Annotated in this window: 26 protein-coding genes, 1 other RNA gene and 1 riboswitch; of the genes, 23 read left to right on the forward strand and 4 right to left on the reverse strand. The window is 53.8% G+C overall.

The features are described 5' to 3' along the window. Positions 1 to 2 precede the first annotated feature (2 nt). From QY332_18345 to QY332_18355, 3 genes are all read right to left on the reverse strand, one after another. Positions 3 to 3,269: a GAF domain-containing protein gene (locus tag QY332_18345; GenBank protein ID WKZ35575.1), complete on the reverse strand. Its 3,267-nt coding sequence runs from the start codon at positions 3,267 to 3,269 to the stop codon at positions 3 to 5. A gap of 5 nt (positions 3,270 to 3,274) precedes the next feature. Beyond that, a complete protein-coding gene (locus QY332_18350; protein WKZ35576.1) occupies positions 3,275 to 3,685 on the reverse strand; it encodes an ATP-binding protein in 411 nt (136 codons plus the stop codon). A gap of 78 nt (positions 3,686 to 3,763) precedes the next feature. Then, positions 3,764 to 4,099, reverse strand: coding sequence for an STAS domain-containing protein (locus QY332_18355; GenBank protein ID WKZ35577.1), 336 nt, complete (start codon positions 4,097 to 4,099; stop codon positions 3,764 to 3,766). 174 nt (positions 4,100 to 4,273) lie between these two features. Between QY332_18355 and QY332_18360 the strand changes: the two genes are divergently transcribed. From QY332_18360 to QY332_18470, 23 genes are all read left to right on the forward strand, one after another. Further along, entirely contained in the window at positions 4,274 to 4,717 is a 444-nt protein-coding gene (locus tag QY332_18360; protein ID WKZ35578.1) for a response regulator, read from the forward strand. A 20-nt stretch (positions 4,718 to 4,737) separates the two neighbouring features. Then, complete coding sequence (locus tag QY332_18365) at positions 4,738 to 6,120, forward strand: PAS domain S-box protein (GenBank protein WKZ35579.1); 1,383 nt, start codon at positions 4,738 to 4,740, stop codon at positions 6,118 to 6,120. A 61-nt stretch (positions 6,121 to 6,181) separates the two neighbouring features. Further along, positions 6,182 to 6,280, forward strand: an RNA gene (ffs, locus tag QY332_18370) — signal recognition particle sRNA small type. 67 nt (positions 6,281 to 6,347) lie between these two features. Beyond that, on the forward strand, positions 6,348 to 6,707 hold the full coding sequence (locus tag QY332_18375; protein ID WKZ35580.1) for a hypothetical protein: 360 nt from the start codon (positions 6,348 to 6,350) through the stop codon (positions 6,705 to 6,707). Further along, a complete protein-coding gene (locus QY332_18380; GenBank protein ID WKZ35581.1) occupies positions 6,704 to 7,600 on the forward strand; it encodes a hypothetical protein in 897 nt (298 codons plus the stop codon). The genes QY332_18375 and QY332_18380 overlap by 4 nt, the downstream gene beginning before the upstream one ends. 63 nt (positions 7,601 to 7,663) lie before the next feature. Continuing rightward, on the forward strand, positions 7,664 to 8,158 hold the full coding sequence (locus QY332_18385; protein ID WKZ35582.1) for a hypothetical protein: 495 nt from the start codon (positions 7,664 to 7,666) through the stop codon (positions 8,156 to 8,158). Positions 8,159 to 8,322: 164 nt separating this feature from the next. Beyond that, positions 8,323 to 8,991 carry a hypothetical protein gene (locus tag QY332_18390; GenBank protein WKZ35583.1) on the forward strand — a complete coding sequence of 223 codons (669 nt, stop codon included), beginning with the start codon at positions 8,323 to 8,325 and terminating at the stop codon, positions 8,989 to 8,991. 193 nt (positions 8,992 to 9,184) lie between these two features. Continuing rightward, positions 9,185 to 11,599 carry a transketolase C-terminal domain-containing protein gene (locus tag QY332_18395; protein ID WKZ35584.1) on the forward strand — a complete coding sequence of 805 codons (2,415 nt, stop codon included), beginning with the start codon at positions 9,185 to 9,187 and terminating at the stop codon, positions 11,597 to 11,599. A 24-nt stretch (positions 11,600 to 11,623) separates the two neighbouring features. After that, positions 11,624 to 12,034 carry a GxxExxY protein gene (locus QY332_18400; protein WKZ35585.1) on the forward strand — a complete coding sequence of 137 codons (411 nt, stop codon included), beginning with the start codon at positions 11,624 to 11,626 and terminating at the stop codon, positions 12,032 to 12,034. A 47-nt stretch (positions 12,035 to 12,081) separates the two neighbouring features. Continuing rightward, positions 12,082 to 13,290, forward strand: coding sequence for a dihydrolipoamide acetyltransferase family protein (locus QY332_18405; GenBank protein ID WKZ35586.1), 1,209 nt, complete (start codon positions 12,082 to 12,084; stop codon positions 13,288 to 13,290). Between the two features lie 8 nt (positions 13,291 to 13,298). Beyond that, a complete protein-coding gene (locus QY332_18410) occupies positions 13,299 to 13,772 on the forward strand; it encodes an isoprenylcysteine carboxylmethyltransferase family protein (protein WKZ35587.1) in 474 nt (157 codons plus the stop codon). Between the two features lie 82 nt (positions 13,773 to 13,854). After that, positions 13,855 to 13,953: riboswitch (glycine riboswitch) on the forward strand. A gap of 184 nt (positions 13,954 to 14,137) precedes the next feature. Beyond that, positions 14,138 to 14,515 (forward strand): glycine cleavage system protein GcvH, encoded by a 378-nt coding sequence (gcvH, locus tag QY332_18415; protein WKZ35588.1) that lies wholly within the window; start codon positions 14,138 to 14,140, stop codon positions 14,513 to 14,515. A gap of 125 nt (positions 14,516 to 14,640) precedes the next feature. Then, positions 14,641 to 15,987 carry an aminomethyl-transferring glycine dehydrogenase subunit GcvPA gene (gcvPA, locus tag QY332_18420; GenBank protein ID WKZ35589.1) on the forward strand — a complete coding sequence of 449 codons (1,347 nt, stop codon included), beginning with the start codon at positions 14,641 to 14,643 and terminating at the stop codon, positions 15,985 to 15,987. Positions 15,988 to 15,989: 2 nt separating this feature from the next. After that, positions 15,990 to 17,477, forward strand: a complete 1,488-nt coding sequence (gene gcvPB / locus QY332_18425; protein WKZ35590.1) for an aminomethyl-transferring glycine dehydrogenase subunit GcvPB — start codon at positions 15,990 to 15,992, stop codon at positions 17,475 to 17,477. A gap of 109 nt (positions 17,478 to 17,586) precedes the next feature. Then, positions 17,587 to 18,387, forward strand: coding sequence for a hypothetical protein (locus QY332_18430; protein WKZ35591.1), 801 nt, complete (start codon positions 17,587 to 17,589; stop codon positions 18,385 to 18,387). A gap of 118 nt (positions 18,388 to 18,505) precedes the next feature. Further along, the gene (locus tag QY332_18435) at positions 18,506 to 19,321 is read left to right on the forward strand and encodes a class I SAM-dependent methyltransferase (GenBank protein ID WKZ35592.1); all 816 of its coding nucleotides are present in this window, start codon (positions 18,506 to 18,508) and stop codon (positions 19,319 to 19,321) included. A 178-nt stretch (positions 19,322 to 19,499) separates the two neighbouring features. Further along, positions 19,500 to 20,375, forward strand: a complete 876-nt coding sequence (locus QY332_18440) for a VIT1/CCC1 transporter family protein (protein ID WKZ35593.1) — start codon at positions 19,500 to 19,502, stop codon at positions 20,373 to 20,375. A gap of 81 nt (positions 20,376 to 20,456) precedes the next feature. Next, positions 20,457 to 21,647 carry a DUF1786 family protein gene (locus QY332_18445; protein WKZ35594.1) on the forward strand — a complete coding sequence of 397 codons (1,191 nt, stop codon included), beginning with the start codon at positions 20,457 to 20,459 and terminating at the stop codon, positions 21,645 to 21,647. Positions 21,648 to 21,711: 64 nt separating this feature from the next. Continuing rightward, positions 21,712 to 22,143 carry a hypothetical protein gene (locus QY332_18450; protein ID WKZ35595.1) on the forward strand — a complete coding sequence of 144 codons (432 nt, stop codon included), beginning with the start codon at positions 21,712 to 21,714 and terminating at the stop codon, positions 22,141 to 22,143. Between the two features lie 70 nt (positions 22,144 to 22,213). Beyond that, on the forward strand, positions 22,214 to 22,639 hold the full coding sequence (locus tag QY332_18455) for a VOC family protein (protein WKZ35596.1): 426 nt from the start codon (positions 22,214 to 22,216) through the stop codon (positions 22,637 to 22,639). A gap of 50 nt (positions 22,640 to 22,689) precedes the next feature. After that, positions 22,690 to 24,477: a glutamine--fructose-6-phosphate transaminase (isomerizing) gene (glmS, locus tag QY332_18460; protein ID WKZ35597.1), complete on the forward strand. Its 1,788-nt coding sequence runs from the start codon at positions 22,690 to 22,692 to the stop codon at positions 24,475 to 24,477. 70 nt (positions 24,478 to 24,547) lie between these two features. Continuing rightward, positions 24,548 to 24,880, forward strand: coding sequence for a hypothetical protein (locus QY332_18465; GenBank protein ID WKZ35598.1), 333 nt, complete (start codon positions 24,548 to 24,550; stop codon positions 24,878 to 24,880). Positions 24,881 to 24,889: 9 nt separating this feature from the next. Then, positions 24,890 to 25,105 carry a DUF4926 domain-containing protein gene (locus tag QY332_18470; protein ID WKZ35599.1) on the forward strand — a complete coding sequence of 72 codons (216 nt, stop codon included), beginning with the start codon at positions 24,890 to 24,892 and terminating at the stop codon, positions 25,103 to 25,105. Between the two features lie 209 nt (positions 25,106 to 25,314). Here the strand turns inward: QY332_18470 and QY332_18475 are convergent, their stop codons facing one another. After that, complete coding sequence (locus tag QY332_18475; protein ID WKZ35600.1) at positions 25,315 to 25,713, reverse strand: HU family DNA-binding protein; 399 nt, start codon at positions 25,711 to 25,713, stop codon at positions 25,315 to 25,317. Between the last annotated feature and the right edge of the window lie 247 nt (positions 25,714 to 25,960).

The raw sequence follows: 25,960 nt of genomic DNA on the forward strand, positions 1-25,960 counted from the left end.
CGTCAAAGCATCCGTACGGCCAGCATGGTTAAGTCATCACCGAGAGGTACAACATCGATGAACTTATTTAGATGTTCCTCAACGCTGCGGATTATGTCCTCCATCGAACCCGTCTGTGACGATTTCAGCGCATCCATCACGCGTTCATCGCCGAACATTTCACCCTCGGCGGAAAACGCCTCGGTGAGACCGTCGGTATACAGCAGGAGTGTCTCACCCTGTACAAGGGAGATCGTACGTTCCTTTATATATGGTTGTTCCATCACGCCAAGTGCAACCGCTGTGCGGGTCAGTTTTTCGATCTCACCGTTCGACTTCACCCAGAAGGGCGGGTTGTGCCCGGCATTCACAAAGGTAAAGGTTCCCTGTTCCAAATCCAGTTCCCCATAAACAACGGTCACGAACATGCCTTGCTGCGTATCGGGCAAAAGCAGGTCGTTCACACGGCGTACTACCTCGGCGGGTGAATCCATTTCAAGGACAGCAGCGCGCACCAGCGTCCGTGTGAGCGCCATGAACAGGGCGGCGGGCATGCCCTTATCCGCAACATCGGCAATGAAGATTCCAAACCTGCGATTCGGCAGTTCGATCACATCATAAAAATCCCCGCCCACCTGACGGGCCGTGCGCCAGCGTGCCGCAATCTCCCATTTGGGGTGGGTCGGCAATGTTTCCGGGATGAAGGTCTGTTGAATTTGGCGGGCAAGTTGAACCTCCGTTTCAAGGCGTTCGCGCACCACCATCTCCTGCTGCAAAAGGTCGTTCTGAATGGCCAGCGCGGCTTGCTGTGCGATGCCGTTGATGATCTCGATGCGGCGCGAGCGGAAGCGGCGCCCGTTCTCGGTCTCTTCGATCAACATGACGCCGAACAGGTCATTCTTGATGGACAACGGCACCGCCATCAGGAGACGGTCGGCGTTCACGATCTCCGCATCAAGCTGGACCTGAGGTTTGATCTTCAACCAGGACTTTGGTGCGGCATTCGGCTTGAGCGGATGCGTAATTAACAGGTTTTGTTCGCTCACAAAATCCAGCAGGGGGAACACGCCTGCACGAAATTCTCTTTCGGTCATGAGCGCTTCCTCGTCCTCCGAAAAACCGTATTCCTGCGAAGCGGTAAAGGACATGCGCTCAGAATCCCAGCGATACAGGGCAATACGTTTCACGCCCACAAGGATCGGCATGATACGCGTAATGGAGGCAAGGATTTCGTCGAGATCGCTTAAACTGACGACAGCCTGCGCCACCTGCAACAGCGCCGCAGACGCATACGCCTGTTCCTGCGCGGCATCATACAGACGGGCATTCTCAATCGCCACGGCGGCGTAACTGGCAAAGGTGGTGGTGATGGCCTGTGCTTCATGGCCATATCGCCCGGAAGTGTGGTGCGCGAGCGTCAACACACCCAGCGGACGGTCTCCCACACGCAAAGGCGCGGCAATGGATGAGTAATTACTTTCATATCCCGCCGTCAGCCCGCTGGGCCAGATCGGTTCGTCAGCGCGGCGGATAATGGGAAGATCGGACATCAAGGCTTCCGCCATGGCATAGGTCGCATCCGGATTGACAATGCACGCACTTTCCAGCCGGCCGGCATCCACGCCATGTGCCGCGGATAAACAGAGTTCGCCATCCTGCAATAACCAGATTGCCGATATATCAATCGGAAGATTGCGGTCCAATTCAGAGAGGATCGTCTCCAGTACCTCATCAACGCCTACATTACTGGAGACCAAACCAGCCACTTCCCGCAGACTATCGGATATCTGCCGCCGCCACTGCTCGGAGCGATACAAGTCCGCGTTACGGATCGCTGCCGCGATCGTATCTGCCACCGCCTCGAACATGACGCGGTCGTGCTCTGTAAATGAATTCAACCTGTCGGATTGAATATCCAGCAAACCGACCACAGTATCGTTAAAGATTAAGGGCACGCAAAGTTCGGATTGGGTGTTTTTGGGAGGCAGAGGCGAGGGGACAAAACGATCATCCTTTGTAATGTCATTCGCTAGCACGGTCCGCCCATTCCGTGCCACCCAGGGCATGATGCCCTGTGCATCATCCAGGGAAATAGAGAAATCCTCCAAGCCTTTACTGCGCATCCCGCTCCCCGCCTCGTACACGATCAGGCGGCGGTTGGGATGCACCGTGAACAATGAGACATATGGATAGCCAAACTTTTCATGGATCAAGGATGCGGCGTCGCGCATCAACTGTGAGAGGTCAAGCGTGGATGTTACGCTTTTGCTTACTTCAGAGACCAGTGTGAGCTGGTCGGCGCGGCGGCGCAGATCGCCGTATAACCGCGCGCCATCCACTGCGCGGGCAATGTTATCCGCAAGCGCGTGCAGGATCAACAGATCATTGGGGTGAAAAGCGCCGTGCTGGTTGCTTTGCACATCCAACACGCCCAGTACACGATCCTCAATTTTCAGCGGGATAACGACCTCGGATTTCGTCTCGGGCAAACTGTCAATGAAACGGTAACGGGAATCGGCCTGGACATCGTCGCAAACGATCTGGTTTCCATGCTGTACCGCCTCCCCGATCAACCCCTGGCCTACTTCAACTTCAAGCGCGATGGAGGCTTTCCGCCTGCCTTTGCGCGATGCAACGGCACTGGAACGGAATCGAAGCGCGTTGGAATTCGGTTCCAACGTAAAGATGGCCACATAATAAAAATTAAAGGTCTTTTGGATCAATCCAGTGACACGCGCGGCAAGTTCGTCCAGATTAAGGACATTCGCAATCTGCGTGCTGACCTCCCGCACGAGGTTCAACTGCCGGATCCGGAACTGCTCAACCTCGGCGCGGTGGGATGCGAACAAACTGACGGAAATGATCTGGGCGAGGCCTTGAATAAGAATCAGTTCTTCGTTGGAAAAGGCAGGTCCCCTGGGGCGGGTGATCTGGAGAACACCGAGGGTAATCCCCCGATCCTCAAGCGGGATGGCGGCAAAAGTCGAGCGTGATGCGGCATTTTTTGCCCTGCCGTTTTTTGTGAGGAGTTTTCCAGCCTTGATGGCAAGTTTCATTCCATCAAGCGCAGGCTGGGGAGGAAAGGTACGGCCCTCACCCCAATCCGGCAGGCGGAAAATATTCTCCTGCAGCCAAACATCCACAGATCCCTTGAGCAGGTTCTGTGTCATGGATATGATTTGGTCGCGCTGTGCACTGAGCGAATTTTCACTGCGCAGCTGTTCCCCAAGGCTGGCCAGTTGAAGCCAATCCCAGGATTCCGGATGTTCTGCTCGTGTTGCTGCGGTCATGCGGATTATCCCCTCCGCTTGGTCATCGTCAATACATTGCCTGTCTTTGAGTCTGATTCGTAACGGACATCGTCCATCAGTTTCCGCATGAGATATACGCCAAGCCCTCCGATCTGGCGTTCGGAAAGATCTGCTTGCAAATTTGGCTGTTTGACTCTGGACGGGTCAAAGGATATGCCTGTATCGTGCATGGTAATCACAATTTCATCATCCTGCATATCGCACGAAACCCTCAGGGACGCATCCGCGACACCCGCATAGGCGTGTTCAATAATATTGGATGCGGCTTCATCTGCAGCAAGTTGCAGGGAGTAGATTACCTTCTCGGAGAAACCGCCCGCGCGGGCAGCCTGTGCAACGAAGTCACGGATTTCGTCCAAAAATTCAAACCTTGCAGGAAATGTTGAATATGGCATAAAGTAAGAAATTAAACGCCGCCTTCATCGTCCGGATGAGGCGGCGTTTCCTGTTAATTCAAGAACGCGCCGGGTGTCCTAGAAACTGCCCACTGCTTCAAGAGGATCGTCGAAGGTCTTAAAGAGTTCAGTGAAACCAGCCAGTTCAAGCGCCTCACGGATGCGGGCGGGAACACTCACAAGCACCAGCTCCCCGCGGTTATAGCGTTTGCAATTTCTCTGCGTAGCGAGCAGGGCGCGGAAGCCGGCGCTGGACATGTACTCAAGCGCACTCATGTCAACGACAAGCTTGAAACGTCCGTTATTCGTGGCATTCTCAAGCGCCTTCGAAAACCCGGGGGCGGTGGCGCTGTCTACGCGTCCATTAACTTTAAACAAATCGCAATGCTTGAATTCCTGGGTTGTGATTTCCATACTTTCTCCTTCGTCAAAAAGATGGCTTCCTTTGTACCGAATTGCGAAATTATATCACGTTCTCACAGGCAAATTTTGAAAAAAATCGGGGTTTTATCCGGAATCGCGGCAGTAAGCGCTATGCTGGATGTGGTCAAATCGTTTACAATACGATTTGACACGAAGGAGAACAGAATGATGGGCGAACCCGTTTTCGTGATGCTCGTGGAGGATAATGCGGACCATGCCGAATTGGTAATCAGGACACTGGAGGATCACCGCATTGCCAACAAGATCCAGCATTTTTCAGATGGACAAACCGCGTTGGACTACCTTCTCAGACGGGGTGAATATCAAAACCCTGAAACAAATCCCCGCCCGCATATGATCCTTTTGGACCTGCGCCTGCCGCGCGTGGACGGGCTTGAAGTCCTTCGCATGATCAAGGAAAATGAAGAACTCAAAAACATACCTGTCATCATCCTTACCACCTCGGAAGCGGAAAGGGATGTGACACGCGCCTATGAAAACCACGTCAACAGCTATCTAGTAAAACCTGTGGGATATGAAGAATTCAGCAATCTCATGAACGACCTTGGTTTCTACTGGCTGGGCTGGAATATACACCCGCGCCTATAACAATTATCTGAAAGCAATATATGTCGTACGACACGATCAACATCCTGCTTATTGAAGACGAAGATCCACACGCAGAATTAATCCAACGCGCCTTTGAAGACCAGGATGCCCGCATCCACATCCACCGCGTCCAGTCGCTTGCGGAAGCGCGAGCACATATGTTGCTTCAGGAACCCGCGCTGATCATCGCAGACTGGCGTTTGCCGGACGGCGAGAGCATGGAACTACTCCCGAACCACCACGACCCGCTTGCCACTCCCATCATCCTGATGACAAGCTATGGAAACGAACGCATCGCAGTGGAAGCCCTCAAATCAGGCGCCCTGGATTATGTGGTCAAATCGCCCGAGTCCATGCTGGATATGCCTCATTTGGCGGAACGCGCTATCGAACAATGGGCCGCACGCGCCGAACGCGTACGGATGCAAAAAGCCCTGCTCGAAAGCGAGGCACAATTCCGCCTGCTTGCCGAAAACGCCAGCGACATGATCTCGCGCCTCTCGATCGACGGCAGCATGTTATACGTCTCCCCGGCCTGCGAGACGATCCTGGGATATACCCCGGAAGAAATGACAGGCACGATCAGTTTTGACTTCATTCACGAGGATGACCGTAGAAGTGTAAAGGAACTGTTCAAAGGAAATCCTTACGACGCAACCTATACGATAGCGCATCGGGCCCGGCACAAGGATGGATACTATATCTGGCTGGAATCATCCGCCCGCGCCATCCTAGACCGTAAAACTGGCGGCATCATCGAGGTGCAGACTGCGTCCCGCGACATCACCGAACGAAAAAACACCGAGCAAGCCCTGCAGGATGCACACGACAACCTGCAGGAGGCATATGAAAGGACAATCGAAGGATGGGTGCGCGCACTGGACTTGCGGGACCGCGAAACAGAGGGACACACCCAGCGCGTCTCTGAGTTGACCCTTAAAGTGGCCAGAACACTTGGATTCAACGAAGAAGAACTTATCCACCTCCGTCGGGGTGCACTGTTGCACGACATGGGAAAAATGGCAATCCCGGATGAGATCCTGCAAAAACCCGGCCCTTTGAGCGAAGCGGAATGGGAAAAGATGCGGCATCATCCCATCTATGCCTATGAGATGCTCTCACCCATCGCATACCTGCACCCCGCGCTTGAGATTCCCTTTTATCATCATGAACGCTGGGATGGAAGCGGGTACCCGCGCGGCATGAAAGGCGAAGAAATCCCCCTTGCGGCACGGCTGTTTGCTATCATTGACGTCTGGGATGCATTAAGTAGTGACCGTCCCTATCGAAAGAAGTTACCGCGTGAGGAAGTCATTGCATACCTGCGTGAAAAATCAGGCATCCTATTCGACCCCAAACTGGTGGATGTCTTTATGTCCGTCATCGATGCACACGAAACATAACCTGCATCCTAATTCCTTTTATTTGACACCCTCTCCTACTTCGAGTATCCTCCCCCTGTCCGGGCAGGCCCGGCGCGGCGAAGCCTTTCGAACCCCGCCAGGATCGAAAGATAGCAACGGTAAGGAAGAGTCCTCGGGTGCCGCCGGTGTCCTGCCTGGATATTCATGCAAAGTACGGTTTGTGTTTACATATTGCCCACGGTCACAAGCTGGGTATAATCCCTTACATGAAATCTTCGAAGTTCATAAGGATCGCCATTGCTGGCGTCATTGGCATTGCCTTGGGCCTTGTGTATGGCTGGGTCATCGACCCCATTGAATATAGCGATGTCCCCCCGAACCTCCTCAGGGAGGATTACCGCGTGGATTACGTGCTTATGGTGGCGGAGGCATACCAGACCGACTTCAACTCCGAAACCGCAGCGCGCCGCCTTGCCATCCTCGGAAGTGAAGCCCCCGCGCTGATCACAACCTCCGCATTGGAATACGCCAGCCGCAACGACTTCACGCAAAATGAAATCACAGCACTGCAAACCCTGTTAACCGCCATGCATACCTACCAGCCGCAGGGGAATACCAACCCATGAGCAGACTCAACCTGCGCAGTACGACGCTGCACCTGACCCTCGCGCTTCTCATCGGACTTGGGCTTGGTCTGGTGTACTCATGGTTTCTCTCCCCCGTCACCTACGTGGATGCAAACCCTGCCATCCTGCGTGCCGATTTCAAGGACCAGTATCGCATCGTGATTGCCGCCTCCTACACCTCCACACATGACCTCCCCCGCGCCCGCGCCCGTCTCGAACTGCTTGGTGACGCCGACCCCACCGGCGCCCTCAGCGCACAGGCGCAGCGCATGTTGGCCGCGGGCGAGCTCTTTGAAAAAGTGCGTCCGCTGGCGCAACTCGCCACTGACCTAACCCAGAGTGTCGCCAGCGTTCCTCCTACAAACACGCCGCTCCCATCCTTTAACACACCAGACATCGTTTCCACCCCATCCGCGACTGAACCAGCAGCGGAGGAAGACACAGACGAAACAACCGCCACGGCACTTCCAACAATTTCCTTTGAACAAACTCCTCTCATTCCGGTTACCGCGGAGATCAATACACCGCGCCCAACCTTCACATCCGCTCCCGCCTTTGGCCCGCCATTCACCCTTGTCGGGCAGGATACGATCTGCGAACCCGGCCTGCAGGCGGGGCTGCTGCAATTCATCTTCATGGACTCGCGCCGCAAACAAGTAGCCGGCGTTGAGGTCGTCGCCACGTGGAATCAGGGGGAAGACCGCTTCTTCAGCGGATTCAAGCCCGAGCTTGGGAATGGATACGCAGATTTCGTCATGCAAGCGGAAACCCTGTACAGCATCCGTGTGGTAACGGGCGGGTCATTCGTGCCTAATATCACCAGCCCCACCTGTACGGACCCAAATGGCACAAATTATCCCGGCAGCGTTCTGCTCACTTTCCAGCAGCCTTGAACTCCTGCAACCAAACCGTGCATCATTCGTTATATCCTGCATGAAAAGAACAAGGAGCAACGAATGAACACATCCTATCCAGAACAAAAACCCGGCCTGGTCATCGGCATTGCCGTAATGACCCTTGCCAGCGGCATCATCAACCTCTTTTGGGGGTTTGTAGCGTCTGCCACAGCCCTTGGCACGATCATCGGTGTGGTCTGCCTGCCGATCACCATCCTGCCCACAATTCTCGGCATCTTCGAGATCATTTATGCGGGAAAACTCCTGAGCGCACAACCCCAAGCGGTGCAGCCATCGCCCTCCATTGCGGTCTTTGAGATATTGACCTTCGTGATGGGCAATATCTTCTCCATGGTGGTCGGCATCCTTGCGCTTATTTTCTATAACGACTTGACGGTAAAAGACTATTTCGCGCGCCTCAATGGGGTAACGATAACCTCTCCCGCATCTTCCCCTTCCAATCCGCCGGTTTTAGCGGAGCCGGCCAGCCTGCCCCCTGAAGAACTGCCTGAACCGAAAGCCGGCAGGAAATCATCTACACGGAAATTAGAATAGTTCAACCCGCACGAACCGTACCGCCGTCACTTCCCATGACGGCGGTTTTTATAAGGACCCAAACAAAACCTTAACATACACTGTGACCAAAGTACCTTCCACTTTAAATCGTTTTGGAGTATGCTTGCGCTACATTTTTCAGAATAGCCAAAAGGAGAGTTCGTATGAAATCGCAATATGGAGTGTTATTTGCATTTGTTGCCTTTTTAATGGCCGTCAGCCTGGCTTGTGGCGCTCTCGGCACGCCGCCAACCGCCACTCCCGTCCCAACCAATACACCACTCCCAACAAATCCGCCGCCGCCAACCAACCCGCCTCTTCCTACCGCGAGTGCGCCGCAACTCCCACAGAACACCCCTCAACAGACCGTCAGCTCAGACCCGGTCGTTTTTGTGGATGAAAACAATCTGCTGGCCTTCGAACTGCCCGGTGATTGGTATTACGAGCACACAGTTGGCGACTACCTGTATGTGGATACGTTCACGTCCCCCGACGGAGTTTCCGCATTGATTGAAAGCCTGGTGTACAACGACGGCAAAGCCATCAACAACTCGGTAAGCACTGCATTTGCATTGAACCTGCTGAATCAATACTACAGTTATACCGGCAAGGAGGGCGATATTCGGGTATCCAGTCACCAAAAAATGAACGATGGTTCCGAGCGTCTGGTCTGGAAATCAAAGGGCGGCGAATTCTCCGGCATCACCTTCTTTGAAGTCCGTGGCGCGGACCGCAAGACATTCCTGCTATTCACACTCAAATATTCGGACTATGCGGATCAATCCATTTTAGACACGCTCGATAACACGATCAACACCTATTACGTTCCATAAACAGATTGAACCAAACAATGAAAAAACCCGGCCCCGCATAGTGATGGACCGGGTTTTTTCATTTGATCCCTCCCTTCGAAAGAAAACTATTCATTCTTCATCCCTGCGACTTTGCTCACATCGTCCCGATGTTCTCCCGGGAGGGCAAGCCTTTTGTTATAATCCCCCCTGACCAAATCCCAGGAGAGAGTTCATGCCCAAAAAGAAGGGTTCTATTCCACTGCCCCTCGAGAAAGATGAGATCATAAAAGATTACCGCCTTGCCTATCAAAGCAGGCAGGCTTCGCTTATCGGCAGGCGTGAAGTTCTGAGCGGCAAGGCAAAGTTCGGGATTTTCGGCGACGGCAAGGAAATCGCCCAGCTCGCCATCGCCCGCGCCTTCCGCACAGGGGACTGGCGTTCCGGATATTACCGCGATCAAACCTGGATGTTCATGCTTGGCGTGATGAGCATCCAGGAATTTTTTGCGCAACTGTATGCGCATGCCGACGTTACCTACGACCCCGCCAGCGCAGGACGCCAGATGAACGCGCATTTTGCCTCGCGCAATTTATATCCCAACGGCTCCTGGCGCCCGCAGACACAGATGTACAACACGGCGGCGGATATTTCCCCAACCGGAGCGCAAATGCCGCGCGCTGTGGGACTTGCCTATGCATCCGTTCTGTATCGCAAATTAAAGGAGCTGCACGAGTTCAAGGATTTTTCAAGCAACGGAAATGAAGTTACATTTGCAACCATTGGCAACGCATCCACAGCCGAGGGGTTATTCTGGGAATCAGTCAACGCCATTGGCGTGCTGAAGGCGCCCGCCATCGTCACCATCTACGATGACGGCTACGGCATTTCCGTCCCCAACCAATTTCAAATGGTCAAGGAAAACATTGGCTCATTGCTCAAAGGATTTGAACGTGACCCGCGCGCAACGCCTGACCAGGTTCAAAACGGATACGATCATTACACCGTCCGCGCATGGGATTATCCCGCGCTCATCGAGACCTATCTCAGCGCAGCCGAGATCGCGCGCGAATATCACATCCCGGCGCTGGTGCATGTCATTGACGTGACCCAGCCGCAGGGTCACTCCACCTCGGGCAGTCACGAGCGATATAAATCTGCAGAGCGACTCAAATGGGAGGAGGAATTCGACGGGATCAAGAAGATGCGCGCATGGATGATGACCAGCCGCATCCTGTCCGCGCCCGAGCTTGATTCCCTTGAAAAAAAAGACTACGAAGCTGTGGAGGGATTCCGCAAAGCCGCATGGGATGCCTATCTCTGCCCCATCACCGAAGAACGCACCCAGGTGCTGGACATGCTCGATGAGCTCGCAGGGTCGTCGAAGCATGCATCCGAGTTGGGAAGGCTCAAAGAACGGCTGGCAAACATCCCGTCGGTGACGAGGCGTGACATCCACAGCGCGGCGCATGAAGCGCTGCGAATCCTGCACGATGAATCGAATCCCACCAGGCAGGTTTTGGTGGCATGGAAACACGAATACGACAGGGTCAATATTGAAAGATATGGCTCACATTTATATTCAGGCACGGCACTGAAGGTGGAGGAGGTCAAGCCGGTGTATTCGGATACGTCGCCGACCCTGTTTGGTTTTGAAGTGGTCAATGCCGCGTTCGACGCCGCGCTGGCACGGGAACCGCGCCTGATCGCGTTTGGGGAAGATGTGGGCATGCTCGGCGACGTGAACCAGGGTTTCAAGGGCATGCAGGAAAAATACGGCGAATATCGCGTGACCGATACGGGCATCCGCGAAGCGACGATCCTGGGGCAGGCCATCGGCATGGCAATGCGCGGACTACGCCCCATCGCTGAAATTCAATATCTTGATTATGTTTTGTACGCATTGCAAATTATGTCGGACGATCTGGCAACCCTGCACTGGCGCACCGCCGGCGGACAAAAGGCACCCGTCATCGTACGCACCCGTGGACATCGCCTCGAAGGCGTATGGCACGCGGGTTCACCGATGTCCAGTATTTTGAATTTGGTGAGAGGCATGTATGTCTTGGTGCCGCGCGACATGACCCGCGCTGCTGGCTTTTACAACACCCTCTTGAAATCTGACGAGCCTGCCATCGTCGTCGAAGTGTTGAATGGCTATCGCGTGAAGGAACGCCTGCCGGAAAACATTAGTGAACTCACTGTGCCATTGGGCGTCCCAGAAACCGTCCGCGCAGGGAAGGATGTCACCATCGTCACCTATGGCGCATGTTGCCGCATGGTGATGGACGCCGCCGGAAAATTATCAAAAGCCGGCATCGAAATCGAAGTCATTGACGTGCAGTCGCTTTTACCGTTTGATATTCACGGCATGATCGTCGAGTCATTAAAGAAAACAAATCGCATTCTGTTTGTCGATGAAGATGTCCCAGGCGGTGCGACAGCATACATGCTGCAGGCAGTCATCGAGAAACAAGGCGGTTATTTTTATCTAGACTCCCCTGCCCGGACATTATCGGCCAAAGCCCATCGCCCTGCCTATGGAAGTGACGGAGATTACTGGTCAAAGCCGAATGCAGAGACGGTGTTCGATGCTGTGTATGAGATGATGAATGAAGTGGACCCGTTGGAATATCCAAAATTTGATTAACCGCAGAGTTCGCGGAGACGAGCAATGAGCGGAAATGGTTTGAAACTTGTTCAAGAGATTAATAAAACAACAGAGGCGGTTATTGGTGCCGCCATCGAAGTTCATAAACATTTGGGACCTGGTTTGCTTGAGTCTGCTTACGAAGAATGCCTATGCCATGAGCTGAACCTGCGTAATATCCCATTCAAAAGACAGATGCCTTTGCCGATAAACTATAAAGGCACAAATGCAGATTGCAGTTATCGCATCGACCTGCTTGTAAACGATGAAGTAATTGTCGAATTAAAGTCAGTGGAAAGCATATCCCCAATTCATGAAGCACAAACATTAACTTACATGCGTTTGGGTAACTGGAAGGTCGGCTTAATTCTTAATTTCAACGTCCCCATACTTGTAAAAGGTGTAAAGAGACTCGTATTGGGGCTCAAAGAATAAAACTCTGCGCTCTCCGCGTCTCTGCGGTGAGAAAAACTGGAGAAATTATGGCAACTAAAGTACTTGTACCCCGGCTCGGCGAAGGCGTGGACGAAGTCACCGTCACGAAATGGCTCAAGCAGGAGGGCGATTCCATCACGGAATTGGAGCCGCTGCTCGAGGTCAACACCGACAAGGTGGACACCGAGATCCCCGCACCAGCGACAGGAACGGTTTTGAAAATTATCGCACAGGAAGGAATTGCCGCAAAAGTCGGGGAGTTGCTTGCCATTATAGGTCTGCCTGGGGAATCGGTGGACATGTCTGGCGCTTCGGTGGCAGGTGCGCCTGAGTCAAAGGTCGCAAGTCAAAAGTCGGATGAAAAACCTGCGCCTCCGGGCTTGCGGTCTTCGACCGATGTAGGCTTCATTTCCCCCGTCGTTGCGAACATCGCCGCCCAGCATGGCGTGGATTTGTCACAGGTCAACGGCACGGGGTTGAATGGTCGCATTACAAAGAATGATGTGCTCGCATTCGTTGAAGGTCACAAGTCAAAGGTCACAGGTCAACCTTCCAACCTGACACCTGTCACGGGGACACATGACACTTTAATCAAACACACCGCCATGCGGAAATCCATTGCCCAGCACATGGTCGAGTCCAAACATACCTCGCCACATGTGTTGACTGTGATGGAGGCGGACATGTCACGAGTTGCAAAACACCGCGCCGCGAATAAAGCGGCTTTCGAACGGGATGGGGTCAATCTCACATTTACGGCATATTTTATGACGGCGATCGTCGCAGGATTGAAAGCCCATCCACTGGTCAACTCTTCATGGAGCGATGAAGGAGTCATAATCCATAAGAACATCAACCTTGGCATGGCAACTTCGCTCGGAGAGGAAGGCTTGATCGTGCCGGTGATCAAGGGAGCGGATAATTTGTCCCTGCTGGCAATGGCCCGCACGGTGAATGATCTTGCCAATCGTTCGCGAAACAAAAAACTACAGCCGGATGAAGTCAAAGGCGGGACGTTCACACTGACCAATCACGGTGTGAGCGGATCCTTGTTCGCATTCCCCGTCATCAACCAGCCGCAATGCGGCATCCTGGGCGTGGGGGCGATGCAAAAGCGCGTCGTTGTCATTGACGATGCGATCGCCATCCGCCCGATGGTATATCTTTCGTTCGTATTCGATCATCGCATTCTCGATGGCGCTTCGGCGGACTGGTTCCTGGCGAAAGTCAAAGAGACGCTGGAAAATTGGGGTTGAAGAATTTAATGGAACAAGCGCAAGATCATCCGAACATTAACCGTAATATTCACCCTCCGCTAGTAGCTTTGACATTCATCGTAACAGCGCATCTGCTCGGATGGTTTGTGCGCATCCCATTTGGCGTGCCGGATGGGATTGAAACCATTGGGTTTGCGTTAATTACCATCGGTTTTTTGTTTGCTGTCGGGGCGTTTTGGGAGTTCAGGAAGGCGCACACCACACTTGACCCGCATGGTTCGGTGAAAACGCTGGTCACAAAGGGTGTATATCAGATTACGCGGAATCCCATTTATCTGGGCTTTCTACTGATGGTAATCGGCTTCCCGTTAAATTCAGGTCTTTATTCGGGGATTGTGGTTGCGCCGTTCTTCATGGTCACCTTGAATCGGCTGGTCATTGAGAAGGAAGAAGCCTATCTGGAGAAAAAGTTCGGAGAGACGTATACAGGCTACAGGTCCAGCGTGAGGCGCTGGCTGTAAACTTCGAAAAGTGAATATAATTTTAGGACGTTTTACCTCTTGACTCACACCTCTCTCAACCTTAGAATCAAACAACAACCAAACGGATGTCAGGGAAGAGACTCGCAAGAGCGCCGAAGGTGCAAATCTGGAACAGGCGAACCCAGATGAAACTCTCAGGCAAAAGGACCCTGCAGCCGCAAAACTCTGGAAAGTCTCATTTCATGAGACACCGACGGTGTAAATCCCTGTGGTTTCGATATCTTCGTAATCTTCGTACCCAACCAGCGGATAATCTCTCAGGTTCCATTACAGAGGACGCGCGATCCTAGAATCATGCGTCCTCTTTTGATTCGCCAATATCCAGTTCGCTAAGGAGACAAAACATGAACGTACCTTCCAACCTCAAGTACACCAAATCTGATGAATGGTTCGACCCGGCCAATGGCGCGGCTGGAATTACAGATTACGCCCAAAGCCAGCTTTCCGATATTGTCTTCATTGAAATTCTTGTAGATGAAGGCGAGGATGTTGAAGTGGGCAAGGCGATCGCTTCCGTTGAATCGGTGAAAGCCTCGGCTGAAATCTATGCGCCCGCCGCCGGGAAAGTCAGCGCGGTCAACAAGGGACTCTCTGACAAGCCCGAAACGCTTAACTCCGATCCATTCGGCGAAGGCTGGATGATCAAGATCGAGGGCGGCTCCGCCGGCGAGGTGATGGATGCCGCCGCATACGAAAAATATTGCGAGGGGCGTTCCCATTAATATGTCGTTGCGAGGAGGGCGTTCTTCCCGACAAAGCAATCCCCCCATCAATTTGGAGATGGCTTCGGGCTACCCCCTCACAACACTTGCACCGCGCGCAAGTGCGGTGTGACGTGGAGCTAAACATGACCTATATTCCGATTTCCCCCAACGAACGGGATGCGATGCTGAAGACCGTCGGAGTGAAATCACTCGACGATCTCTTCGACGCCGTCCCCAAGAAACATCGCTTCCCCAAACTTGATCTCCCGCCCGCGCTGACTGAAATGGAAGCCGCCGCGCATCTTGCGGACATGGCATCCAGCAACGAGAATGTGCGTGAACATCTCATCTCCTTCCTGGGTGCAGGCGCCTACAACCACTACGTTCCTTCGGTAGTGGATCACATGCTCAGGCGCGGTGAATTCTACACAGCCTACACGCCCTACCAGCCTGAGATCTCGCAAGGTACGTTGCAGGCGATCTTTGAATATCAATCGCTGATGACCAACCTGACCGGCATGGATGTCTCCAACGCTTCGCACTACGATGGCGCAACTGCCACCGCCGAGGCGGTCAACCTGGCCTACGCCCAATTCCGCGGGAAACGCAAAAAGATCGTCATCTCTCCCACCGTGCATCCGCAGTACCGCGAAGTCATCCGCACGTATACACAAGCCATGGGCCTTGAAACTGCCGGGGATGACCCCAACGCAGACCTGGAAGCGGGTCCAGAGGCGCTGACCTCCCTGATCGACGAATCGACAATGCTGGTCATCGTGCAGTATCCCGATTTCTTCGGACGCATCCACGATTACACCAAACTCATCGAAGACGCTCATGCGAAGGGTTCACTCGTTTGCATCGTCGCAAACCCCACCGCCTTACTCATGCTCAAAACGCCCGGTGACATGGGCGCAGATATTGTGGTCGGCGAAGCCCAGCCGTTCGGCATCCCGCTCTGGTATGGCGGACCGTATCTCGGTTTCTTCACCACCAAAAAATCCTATGTGCATAAAATGGCGGGACGCCTCGTCGGCGAAACCATTGACAATCGCGGACAACGTTCCTATGTGCTGACCCTTACCTCGCGCGAACAACATATCAAACGCGAGCGCGCCACTTCAAATATCTGCACCAACCAAGGGTTGCTTGCGCTGGCCGCCGCGGTGTACATGTCCACGCTTGGCAAAACAGGCCTGGAACAGGTGGCAAATCTTTGTTATCAAAAGGCGCATTACGCTGCGGGCGAACTCAGCAAGATAGAAGGTTTTGGTCTGTGTTTCATGGAACCATTCTTCCATGAGTTCGTTTTGTGCACACCCAGGCCCGCGGGCGAGGTCAATCAATACCTGCTCGATAACGGCATCCTTGGCGGCTACGACCTTGGCAGGGATTATCCCGCATTGCAAAATCACATCCTCGTCGCTGTGACTGAAATGAACAGCAAGGATGAGATCGATACGCTCGTGGAAGTGTTGAAGGAGATGTAGGCATGGCAACCATAGTCGAACCCACCGTTTTTGAACTCTCCTCCCCGGGGCGGCGCGGCGTGACCATGCCCGCCTCCGACGTGCCCGAAACTGCCCTGCCTCCCAAAGAACTGCTCCGCTCGGAACTGCCCCTGCCCGAACTCGCCGAAGTGGATGTTGTCCGCCACTACATGAAGCTCAGTAAATTCAACTACAGCGTGGACGACGGCTTCTATCCATTGGGTTCGTGCACGATGAAATACAACCCGAAGATCAACGAAGATACCTGCCGTCTGCCAGGCTATCTCTTCACGCATCCGTTGCAACCGATCGAAACCGTGCAAGGCAACCTCGCCTTGATGTTCGAGATGCAGGAATGGCTGAAGGAGATCAGCGGCTTTGCCGGCATGACCCTGCAGCCCGCGGCGGGCGCACACGGCGAATTCACCGGTGTGCTGATGATGGCGGCGTATCACAAATCGCGCGGCGACACAAAACGCACCAAAATGCTCATCCCCGATGCCGCACATGGGACGAACCCCGCCTCTGTTGGCATGCTGGGGTTTACCGTCATCACCATCCCATCCGACTCACGCGGCAATGTGGACCTGAAAGCCCTCGAAGCCGCCTGCGACGACACCGTCGTTGGCATGATGCTCACCAACCCGAACACGCTCGGCATGTTCGATGAAAACATCGAGAAAGTCATTCAACTGGTGCACAAATGCGGCGGCTTGATGTACGGCGACGGTGCGAACCTCAACGCCCTGCTCGGCATCGTGCGCCCCGGCGACCTCGGCTTCGATGTCATGCACTTCAACCTGCACAAGACCTTTTCCGTGCCGCACGGCGGCGGCGGACCGGGTTCCGGTCCCGTCGGAGTCGGTCCTGTCCTTGAGGACTTCCTGCCTGCCCCGCTCGTCGGCATCATCGAAGAGGGAGACGAGGAGATGGCTCCGCTGTACGGCTTCGTTACTCCCAAACAAAGCATCGGACGCATGAAAGCCTTCCACGGTCACTTCGGCGGCGGACTTGTCCGTTCGTACACCTATATCGCCATGCACGGACCCGACGGCTTGAAGGACATTGCGCAATACGCGGTGCTCAACGCAAACTACCTGCAGGCAAAATTGCGTGACACCTACAAGATCCCCTTTGACCGCATCTGCATGCATGAGTTCGTGGCGGAAGGACGTTTTGAAGGCAGCGACATCCGCGCACTGGATATCTCCAAGCGCCTGATGGATTACGGCTTCCATCCACCCACTAACTATTTCCCGCTCATCGTTCATGAAGCCCTGATGATCGAGCCGACCGAGACCGAGAACAAGGATACCCTTGACCGTTTCGCGGATGCGCTGATCAAGATCGCTGAGGAAGCCAAATCCCAGCCCGACCTGCTCCACAACGCGCCCAGCACCACGAAATTCGGCAGAATGGATGAGGTCAAGGCGGCCAGGGAACTGGTCCTGTGCTGCTGGCTGCCGGAGAATTACGAATCGATGACATAACAGCCCTGTCTGGAATACACCCTCCAAAAACGTATTTTTGGAGGGTGTTGTTTTTAATTATTGACATTATAATCAGCAAATTCATATTTCCTTGGAGCAAGGAGAGTCCATGAAAATTTTCAAGCATTGGACGGCTGAGAAACGCAGGGTAAATATTCAGGGGGAGATAAAAGAGATTACAACCTATGGAGGATCAAACACCTCCATGGAAGATGCCGCGCAAAGTGCAAAAGGGAAAATGGAGAAGGTCATCCGCAAGATCAATGGGGAAACCGGCATCTTCGATGACTACGAAGTGGAGATCCGCGAGGAGATTTTGCATACGGTGGATGAGGATACGATCATCACCCGAAACCGCTACGGCGCCCAGGTGATGAATTCGGAACATTTGATGTTTCTCGACATCGACCACCCAAAAACCACGTTCGGGAGTTTCTTCAAGAAAGGCTCCCCCGCACAGCAGAAGGAATTGATATTTGACATGGTCAGGAAACTGGCGGCCCGCTCAAAGTACCAGGGCCAATCATTCCGGCTTTATGAGACGTATCAAGGCGCACGGGTGATCGTTCAGGGCAGGAACTTCCACACGCAGGACCACGCCACACGTGACATGATGAACGAGTTCAATTGTGATGTATTGTACACAGCCATTTGCAAAAAACAGGGATGTTTTCGGGCAAGGCTCACACCGAAGCCCTACAGAATGGGGATGAAGGCATACAAGGTCAAATATCCGCGCGAATCGGTGGATATTCAGTTCGACCATTGGCTTCAGAATTATGAAAACAGGAGCCGCAGCTTCAGTGTATGCAAATTCATCGGGCAGATAGGATCAGACTCGGGGACATTTGAAGCGGTTCGGCTTCACGATGAGATCACAGGTGCGGGCATCAAATTGCCTCTGGCCTGAATTCCCGTCAACTTTCAAATTCGTGGTATCTTGACAAGCCTCGCAGGGTTATAATACGCGGCACCAAAAACCCGCAGGGCATCCGCCGCGGAAAACCCAACTTCATTGAGGAGAGAGAATGCTTAACAAGCTGTTATTCCATCGATTCCCGAACATCAAGAGTCTGCTCACCCGCCTGCAATATGAGTTCCTCTCCACCCTGAACCTGAAAAAGGATGTGCTCTTCATGAACTTTGGGTACACCGCCCATCATCAGGGGGGCGAGCCGGTGCCGCTGGAGGCGGATGACGAGATCCACCGCTATCCGCTGCAGCTCTATCATCACGTCGCCAGACATATAGATTGGAAAAATGCCGAAGCGCTCGAGGTCAGCTCCGGGCGGGGCGGAGGCGCGCACTTCATCATGCGCCACTTCCAGCCCAGCACCTACACCGGCGTGGACTTTTCCTCCCGCGCCATCGATTTCAGCCGCAAGCAATTCGCCATGGACGGACTCAAGTTTTTGCACGGGAACGCCGAAGCCCTGCCCTTCCCGGATAATTCGTTCGATGTGGTGCTCAATGTGGAGGCTTCGTTGTATTATCCGAACATCACGAAATTCTTCGAGCATGTCAAACGCATCCTCAAGCCCAACGGGTACTTCCTTTACACCGACCTGCGCTATGAGGAAAAAATTGCGATCTGGCACGCGCAGATCGAAGCCATGGGATTGAAACTCATCAAAAAAGAGGACATCACCGTTAATGTGCTGAAGGCCATGGAACTGGACCGCGAGCGGCGCATTCACCTCGTCAATACCTACATCCCCGCCATCCTGCGCAAACAGTTCCTGCACTTTGCCGGGCTGTCGCCCGATGCGCCGGATTCCACCCCCCACCTCGATAACCGCAGGTACTGGTATTTTGTCCTGCAAAAGGCAGAACAAACATCATGACAAAAAAGATGCGCCGTACAGCGCATCTTTTTCATTAGACTTCTTGCAAAAGTCAGGTTTTTACCCTGCTCAAGGCGGCGTCCCCGCCGCCGAGGACTGCGGCGGGAGCACATATGCAAGAGGTCTATTATTAAAATCGCTTACAATTGCCGCAGAAATTCCATACAAGGAGACCGACATGCAGCAACTAAGCGAAGACATTCGCAAAAAAGTGATCCTGTTCCAGGAGACCGAGATCACCGAATATCACATTTACAGGCGGCTGGCAAAGCGCATCAAATCGCAGGAGAACGCCAGGATCCTCGACCAGATCGCCGAGGACGAACTGCGGCATTACAACGGCTGGAAAAAATACAGCGGCGAGGAGGTCAAACCGCGCTGGTTCAACGTCTGGTTCTATTACACTGTCAGCATGCTTTTCGGATTCACCTTCGGCGTCAAGCTCATGGAAATGGGCGAGGAAAAGGCGCAGGCAAATTATGAGGCGGTTTCAAGGGAAATCCCTGAAGCCGTAAAATATCAGGAGGAGGAGGAGGAGCACGAACAGAAGCTCATCGAGATGCTGGATGAGGAGCGCCTGCAGTACGCGGGCTCCGTCGTACTCGGATTGAACGACGCGCTTGTGGAACTGACCGGCGCCCTGGCCGGTCTGACGCTTGCCCTGCAAAACACAAAGTTGATCGCCCTTTCGGGCCTCATCACCGGCATTGCCGCTTCGCTTTCGATGGCGGCAAGCGAGTACCTCTCCACGCGCTCGGAGGATACGAACAAGCATCCCGTCCGTGCCGCGGTCTACACGGGCATTGCCTACATCAGCACGGTTGCACTGCTTATCCTTCCCTATCTTCTGTTTGAAAATTATTATCTCGATCTCGCCATTTCGCTGACCACTGGCGTCATCATCATCGCCGTTTTCAATTACTACATCTCGATTGCCAAGGGTGAATCCTTCCGCACAAGGTTTTTGGAAATGGCAGGCTTGAGTCTTGGCGTGGCGGCGTTTTCGTTCGTGATCGGCTATTTCATCCGCATCTGGCTGGGAGTCGAGATCTAAGACTCCCCCCTGCCCCTCTCCCTGGTTTCGATACACCGCTTCAGGCGGCTGCTCAACCAGCGGGAGAGGGGAGAAAATGACATGAAAATCTTAACGGTGGACATCGGCACAGGCACGCAGGATATTTTTCTGTACGATTCGAACCTCGACATCGAGAACGGGTTCAAACTTGTCCTGCCTTCGCCTACGATGATGGTTCATCGTCGTCTCAAGCAGGCGCTTCTTTCCCGCCGCCCAACCCTGCTGACTGGCCATCAAATGGGAGGCGGACCCTCGGCCTGGGCCATCGAAGAAGTTGCGCGCGCAGGGATCCCCGTCTACATGACACCCTCGGCTGCGACGACGTTGAATGACGAACTGGACAAGGTGCAGGCGTTGGGGATAAAGATCGTTTCGGAAGATGAAGTTGCAGGTCTCAGCTCAAAGGTTGACAGTCTGGAGTTGAAGGATTTTGATTTCGAGTTGATCTCCAAAACCTTCGCGGATTACGGCGTTTCATTGGATGATCTTTCCGCGATTGCTGTCGCCGTATTCGACCATGGCAATGCGCCAGCAGGGGTATCGGACAGACAGTTCCGTTTCGATTATCTTGATGAACGCATCCGCCTCAAGAACTCTCTTTCCTCTTTCGCCTTTCTTTCTTCCGACATTCCAAAGATCATGACCCGTCTGGGAGCCGTGGCGGACTCGGCGGGCCAGCTGCCCTGTCCGCTGGTGGTGATGGACACAGCTCCTGCCGCGGTGCTGGGTGCAAACTTTGATCCTCAAGTGGCTACCCGCAAAACGAAGATCATCTGCAATGTGGGAAACTTCCACACGCTGGCATTCCGTTTGGGTGAACATGGAATCGAGGGAGTCTTTGAGCATCACACGGGTGAGATCGACCTGTCGAAACTGGAGGGATTGATCCGCAAGCTGGCGGACGGGTCCCTGAAGCACCAGGATGTGTTCGACGACATGGGGCATGGCGCGTTGATGTATACCGATGAGGTGTTTGAGTTCGGCAAGGACGAGTTCGACCTGGTGGTGACGGGACCGAGGCGTTCGATGTTTATGGAGTCAGCCGGCTTGCTGGCGAAAAAACGGGAGCGAGCTCCCTCACTCCAAAATTTGCGCCCCTACTTCGCCGTCCCCTTCGGTGACATGATGATCGCGGGTTGTTTCGGTCTGCTGGCGGCGACGGCGGAGGTAGTGCCTGAGTTGGCGAAATCAATTACCGGGTCGTTAAGCGGCGGGCGCGGACGGGGAGTCGCGCCTTGGGATACGGCTTAAGGCTCTGAGAGCGATTGAGAAACATTGGCAGAGTCTGACAGCGCCATTCCTGTATAGTAACGGCATGTCCATCATCACCCGTATTTCAACATCGTTCTTCACGGCATTGCCTGGCGCGTTGTTCTTTGCATTAGTCGTCAGCAGCAAGGGGATGCGCCAGGAATATTATTGGATATCGATCCTGACGGGGGTATCGGTTCTTCTGGCGGGCAGTGTGTTCTTTGGGTTTTGCCTGCCGACAAGATTCCGCCCGAAGTGGTTTTGGATCATGGCGGCGGGATTCGCGGGGATGGTATGCGCGTTAGTTGTAACGGCAGTTTTGAATGCCACACCCCTGTGTGTGGGACAGGATAACGGCGATGGAAACAACGGCTTCGGTATGTGCATGGGATATGTGTTGTTGTACGCCATCTTTTACGGCATCCCCTACATGATGCTGTTGACCGTGAGCGCGGTGACGGGTCATTGGGCCATGAAGATGTTCAGGAATCCATGACAAGAAAGTGAGCAATATCATTTCGTTCGGCAGGAAGGGTGGAATATAATCACACCAACCAGGAGTGACCATGAACCAACATCTGCATATCATTACGCTGGGCGTGAGAGATTTGGAAACATCCTTTGAGTTTTATTCAAAGATCCTTGGCTGGAAACCGTCCAGTAACAGCAATGACGATATCGTATTCTTTCAGGCAGGCGGCCTGGTGCTGGCAGTGTATCCGCGCGAGAAGCTGGCGGAGGATGCGGTGGTTTCGCCGGAAGGAAGCGGCTTCGCCGGCTTCACGCTGGCCTATAACGCGCGAAGCGAAGCGGAAGTTGATGAGATCATCGCTGATCTGAGATCAAAAGGCGTGAAGATCATCAAGGAACCGCAAAAGGTTTTCTGGGGCGGATACAGTTCCTATTTCGCCGACCCTGATGATTATCGCTGGGAAGTGGCGTACAATCCGTTCTTTCCGTTCGATGAGAATGGGAATTTGAAGTTGGATTAATTGCAGGAGCGGGGTAACCCCGCTCCTGCAAATCAAGGAGAACAAAATACATGTGCGGAATTTTCGGGTACGTGACCAATAAAGAAGAAGCGCTCGGACCGATCCTGATCGCGGCGGCGGAGAGACTGACCTACCGCGGGTACGACTCCGTCGGGGCGGCGACGTTGAACAATGGCAAGATCGATCTACGCAAAGATGTCGGCAAGGTGGATGCGGTCGCGGTGAAATATAACATCGCCGAAATGCGCGGACAGCGCGGCATGACGCAGTTGCGCTGGGCGACCTTCGGCGAGCCGTCACAGGTCAATTCACAACCGCACATCGACTCGGATGGCGACATGGTCGGAGCGCACAACGGCAACGTGGTGAACAACGTCGAATTGCGCGAACAGTTCATCGCCGAGGGCATGACCGTCCGCTCGCAGAATGACGGCGAGACGTGTGTCCATGCGGTGGAGCGGTATATCCATCGCGGCTATGAATTCATCGATGCAATCCGTTTGGCATACGGCGACCTCGAAGGCGATTATGCCTTTGTCATCGGGCGCGCAAATGACGACAAGTTATACGCGTTCAAGAAGGGTTCAGGCATGGTGGTGGGACTCGGCGAAGGCTTCACCTGCGTTTCGTCCGACCTGCCTTCGATCCTGCCGTTGACGCGCGAAGTCATCCGCCCGCAGGACGGGGAGATCGTCACACTCTGGGCGGACAAGGTCGAGGTGCGCTCTGTCAAGGATGGAAAACTCATCGACAGAAAACAGGAAACCGTTACGGAGTCGATGGATGCGGTGCAAAAGGGCGGGTATCCGCATTTCATGTTGAAGGAGATCCACGAGCAGGGGCAGGTCGCCCGTGAGTTATCGCATGTGCTCAACGGCAACCGCGAAGTGGATGTGCTGGTCGAGAAGATGAAGAACGCGCGTCATCTGTATTTCATCGGATGCGGCACGAGTTATCACGCGGCTTCGGTTGGCGCGGTCTATTTTGCGCAGCTGGCGGGACGCGCCGTCATCCCCGTGCTGGCGCCGCAGTTCATCCCGCAATATGCGCCGACGGTGGATCACGAAGACGTGGGCATTTTCGTCAGCCAGTCCGGCGAGACCAAGGACGTGCTCAACGCGCTGGAAGCGGCGGAGGCACGCGGCATGTCTTGTTTTGGATTGGCGAACGTGGTCGGTTCGACGCTGACCAAAACGACCTCGTTCTCCCTGCCCTTGTGCTGCGGCTACGAGATCAGCGTACCCGCCACGAAGACCTTTACCAACCAGGTCGTGACGTTCCTGTATCTGGCGTATAAGCTGGCGGGAAAGGATGTTCGTGAGTTGGATGTCATCCCTGACCTGATGGAGGAGACGCTTGAGATGGTCGCGCCGCAGGTGGAAGCCATCGCCAAAGACATCAACGAATGGAATGACCTGTACTGTCTCGGTTATGGAGCGACCTATCCCATCGCGCTCGAAGGCGCGTTGAAGTTGAAGGAGATTACCTACGCCCACTGCGAAGGGATGCTTTCGACCGAGTTCAAACACGGACCGCTCTCGGCGGTGAGCAAGGGCTTCCCCATCATCTTCGTCTCGGATAACAGCGCGGTGCCGCTCCTCATCAGCGGCATCAACGAAGTGAAGGTGCGCGGCGCGCGGACCATCGTCATCGCCGAAGAGGACGCCCGCCTGCGCGCCAACGCGGACGATGTGATCGTGCTTCCCAAGTCTGACCCGCAGATCAGCACGCTGTTGGGAGTGTTGCCGTTGCAGTTGTTGTCGTATCACATGAGCGTGATGCGCGGGTTCGATCCCGATTTCCCGCGGAATTTATCCAAGACGCTGACGGTGGATTAATCACGATTGCTAAAACCTGACAGATTTCGAGGAAGAATATGCCAAACAGGAAGAGGTATAATTCCAAAAGATGAAACTGCCAAATGCCAACCACGCAGTTGTTGAGATCGAGAAATTACGGGATTATTGCCTGAGTGCCAATCATCCACGCGGCAGGCACAAGGCTCGAGTCTTTGCCACTGCCCTGGGTATCACAGCAAACGACGCAGAAGAACTTCGCCAGGCGATCATGTCCGCTGTTGTTACTGAAAAAGCCACACCAACAGAACGTGATGAGTACGGTCAACGTTACGTGGTTGACTTCAGAATGAAAATACAAGGCAGACAGGCTGATGTCCGCACATCGTGGATTGTTCGTATCGGAGAAGACCATCCACGACTTACAAGTTGTTATGTTTTGTAGGAGGTAGACTTGAAAAACAAAGTTAAATTACTCGATGTTGTCGCATTGACCGACGATTTACCTGAACATGATTTGCAACGCGGGCAGGTTGGGACGGTGGTAGAAGTCCTTGCGCCAGACGTCTACGAAGTGGAATTTGCCGATAACGACGGGCGCGCGTATGCAGAACTCGCGCTAAAGGCAGATAAGTTGCTGGTTTTACACTACGAGCCGGCGCTTGCCTGAGAAGGGAATTGTTCTCCCTGCCTGTCATTGCGGACTTGCGCCAGGTTACGACTACATGAATAACCAAACAAGATGACAGCAACACACTGTCATCTTTTGCTTCACAGCCTGAATTCATGCAAACTTTGGTTCGAGGAGCAAAGGCTTCTCCCCCTTGGGGGACATCGTACCCGAAGCGTAGCGGAGTGGTAGACGGGAGAGGGGTTCCCCTACTCCTCCACCAAATCATCGGGATGCTCGGCGTTCCACTGCGCCACCAAGTCCGCGGCGGATTTGCCGATATTCGCCTTGTTCAATATTTTTGCATACAACCTGGTGGGGTTATTCAACTGTCGCAGCATGTCCACATCGGGGCGAAAAAGAATATCGAGGTCCCCGCCCATGCGCAGGCTGGGAGTGAACGTGCCCAATCCCTCGATTTTGACGGCCTGCCCGTGGCTGTGCGCCGCCAGGATGGCATCCCTTAATTCATAAACCACAAACCGGATCTCGCCTTCGTTCAGTCCGGTGCGCTGGGCAATATCCTCCACAATGTGCTTCGTCTGCCGCGTGGGCTGCCGCCTGATCTCAGGCCGGTACGTACGGATTGCCGTGATTTTTCTAGCCATGATCTCTCCCAATTCCAGCTTGAAATGATTGGTTTACACCCTGATTATAACAAAATCTCGGCAAATATTATTATTTTCTCGGCAACAAAAATAAATATCTCGGCAGGAAAAATAATTTTCCTGCCGAGATATTTACAATTTGGGGGTCTAATTTTCTGTTTTATTGGCTGTGTTTGGGAGGATCACAGAGGACATCCACAGGTGAGCGGTAAAGATGGAAAGAGATTGTAGGGGAGGCAGGCGGGGG

This window comes from Anaerolineales bacterium (assembly GCA_030583885.1).
In the GTDB taxonomy this organism is placed as follows: domain Bacteria; phylum Chloroflexota; class Anaerolineae; order Anaerolineales; family Villigracilaceae; genus Villigracilis.

Coding starts and splice junctions, on each gene's coding strand:
- QY332_18350 (WKZ35576.1), bottom strand. CDS start 3,685: ATGCCATATTCAACATTTCCTGCAAGGTTTGAATTTTTGGACGAAATC.
- QY332_18355 (WKZ35577.1), bottom strand. CDS start 4,099: ATGGAAATCACAACCCAGGAATTCAAGCATTGCGATTTGTTTAAAGTT.
- QY332_18395 (WKZ35584.1), top strand. CDS start 9,185: ATGCCCAAAAAGAAGGGTTCTATTCCACTGCCCCTCGAGAAAGATGAG.
- QY332_18450 (WKZ35595.1), top strand. CDS start 21,712: ATGTCCATCATCACCCGTATTTCAACATCGTTCTTCACGGCATTGCCT.
- QY332_18465 (WKZ35598.1), top strand. CDS start 24,548: ATGAAACTGCCAAATGCCAACCACGCAGTTGTTGAGATCGAGAAATTA.
- QY332_18435 (WKZ35592.1), top strand. CDS start 18,506: ATGCTTAACAAGCTGTTATTCCATCGATTCCCGAACATCAAGAGTCTG.
- QY332_18445 (WKZ35594.1), top strand. CDS start 20,457: ATGAAAATCTTAACGGTGGACATCGGCACAGGCACGCAGGATATTTTT.
- QY332_18380 (WKZ35581.1), top strand. CDS start 6,704: ATGAGCAGACTCAACCTGCGCAGTACGACGCTGCACCTGACCCTCGCG.
- QY332_18475 (WKZ35600.1), bottom strand. CDS start 25,713: ATGGCTAGAAAAATCACGGCAATCCGTACGTACCGGCCTGAGATCAGG.
- gcvH (WKZ35588.1), top strand. CDS start 14,138: ATGAACGTACCTTCCAACCTCAAGTACACCAAATCTGATGAATGGTTC.
- QY332_18365 (WKZ35579.1), top strand. CDS start 4,738: ATGTCGTACGACACGATCAACATCCTGCTTATTGAAGACGAAGATCCA.
- QY332_18430 (WKZ35591.1), top strand. CDS start 17,587: ATGAAAATTTTCAAGCATTGGACGGCTGAGAAACGCAGGGTAAATATT.
- QY332_18375 (WKZ35580.1), top strand. CDS start 6,348: ATGAAATCTTCGAAGTTCATAAGGATCGCCATTGCTGGCGTCATTGGC.
- gcvPB (WKZ35590.1), top strand. CDS start 15,990: ATGGCAACCATAGTCGAACCCACCGTTTTTGAACTCTCCTCCCCGGGG.
- QY332_18455 (WKZ35596.1), top strand. CDS start 22,214: ATGAACCAACATCTGCATATCATTACGCTGGGCGTGAGAGATTTGGAA.
- QY332_18345 (WKZ35575.1), bottom strand. CDS start 3,269: ATGACCGCAGCAACACGAGCAGAACATCCGGAATCCTGGGATTGGCTT.
- glmS (WKZ35597.1), top strand. CDS start 22,690: ATGTGCGGAATTTTCGGGTACGTGACCAATAAAGAAGAAGCGCTCGGA.
- QY332_18385 (WKZ35582.1), top strand. CDS start 7,664: ATGAACACATCCTATCCAGAACAAAAACCCGGCCTGGTCATCGGCATT.
- QY332_18440 (WKZ35593.1), top strand. CDS start 19,500: ATGCAGCAACTAAGCGAAGACATTCGCAAAAAAGTGATCCTGTTCCAG.
- QY332_18400 (WKZ35585.1), top strand. CDS start 11,624: ATGAGCGGAAATGGTTTGAAACTTGTTCAAGAGATTAATAAAACAACA.
- QY332_18360 (WKZ35578.1), top strand. CDS start 4,274: ATGATGGGCGAACCCGTTTTCGTGATGCTCGTGGAGGATAATGCGGAC.
- QY332_18410 (WKZ35587.1), top strand. CDS start 13,299: ATGGAACAAGCGCAAGATCATCCGAACATTAACCGTAATATTCACCCT.
- QY332_18405 (WKZ35586.1), top strand. CDS start 12,082: ATGGCAACTAAAGTACTTGTACCCCGGCTCGGCGAAGGCGTGGACGAA.
- gcvPA (WKZ35589.1), top strand. CDS start 14,641: ATGACCTATATTCCGATTTCCCCCAACGAACGGGATGCGATGCTGAAG.
- QY332_18390 (WKZ35583.1), top strand. CDS start 8,323: ATGAAATCGCAATATGGAGTGTTATTTGCATTTGTTGCCTTTTTAATG.